Below are 1,208 nucleotides of genomic sequence, written 5' to 3' on the forward strand. Positions count from 1 at the left end.
GGCTGCCGCAGAAAACGGACGCGTTCCAGACGTGGGCGCAGCAATGGAGCGCTTATGCAGGAAGTCCGGCGATGGAGACGCAGCGTGCGTACTGGAAGCGGATCGTAGAGATGGCGGTTCCGCCGCTGCCCAAGGATTACGACTCAGTAGCTTCAGGAGCCTCAGAAGCCTCAGAAGCCTCAGAAGCTTTAGGAGCTTCAACGCTAGCCGCTAGCCAAACGCTGGCCGTGGAATGGTCGCAAGTCCAGACGCAGCAACTGCTGAAAGAAGCGCACCGAGCCTACGGAACGGAGATTAATGACTTGCTGTTAACTGCCCTGGCGATGGCGGTTCAGGCGTGGAGCGGTATGACGCGTGTGGGGATCATGCTGGAAGGGCATGGAAGGGAAACGATTCTTACGGATGTGGATGTCAGCCGGACGGTCGGCTGGTTCACGAGCGCGTACCCGGTGGTGCTGGAGATGAAGCCAGAGATGACCTTGTCGCAGCAGATCAAGCGAGTGAAGGAAACGCTGCGAGCGATCCCGGACAAAGGGGTTGGCTACGGCCTTCTGCGGTATGTGTCCAAGCAGGTGGAAGGGGAAGACTGGTCGTGTGACCCCGACATTTCCTTCAATTACTTGGGCCAGTTTGATCAGGATTTGGAGCGCAGCGCGCTTCAGCTATCCCCGCTCTCCTCGGGAGAGGCGATCAGCAGTAGAAGGCAACGAGCTGCGGTGCTGGAATGCAACGGGATGATCGCGGGGGGAACGTTGCGCCTGACCATTAGCTATAGCGCTGCGCAGTACCGTCCAGCGACGGTGGAGCAATTCGCGCAGCGGTTGAAGCAGAGTTTGGAGGCGGTGATCGCGCATTGTATGGCGCAGGAGCGGACGGAGCTGACGCCAAGCGATGTGGGGCTGCCTGATCTGACACAGGAAGAGCTGGATGCATTGGTGCAGCGGAGCGCCGCCATCGGGGAGCTGGAGGAGGTGTATGCGCTGACGCCGATGCAGCAGGGCATGTTGTTCCACAGCCGTCTGGAACCGCAAGCGGGGGCTTATGTGAACCAGATGCAGCTAACGCTGCAAGGGGAATTGGATGTGGCAGCGTTTGAGCGAAGCTGGCAAACGATCGTTCAGCGGCATGCGGTGCTGCGGACGAGCATCGACAGCGGGTGGAGAAACGAGCCGCTGCAAGTCGTGTACCGCCACCGACCGTTCCAGCTC

Annotated in this window: 1 protein-coding gene; it reads left to right on the top strand. The window is 60.0% G+C overall.

What is annotated here, in order from left to right; translation table 11 throughout:
• On the top strand, window positions 1-1,208 hold a 1,208-nt coding region (locus AC50Y5_RS32715), incomplete at both ends, for a condensation domain-containing protein (RefSeq protein ID WP_494865798.1).

This window comes from Paenibacillus sp. JT22N7 (assembly GCF_059383875.1).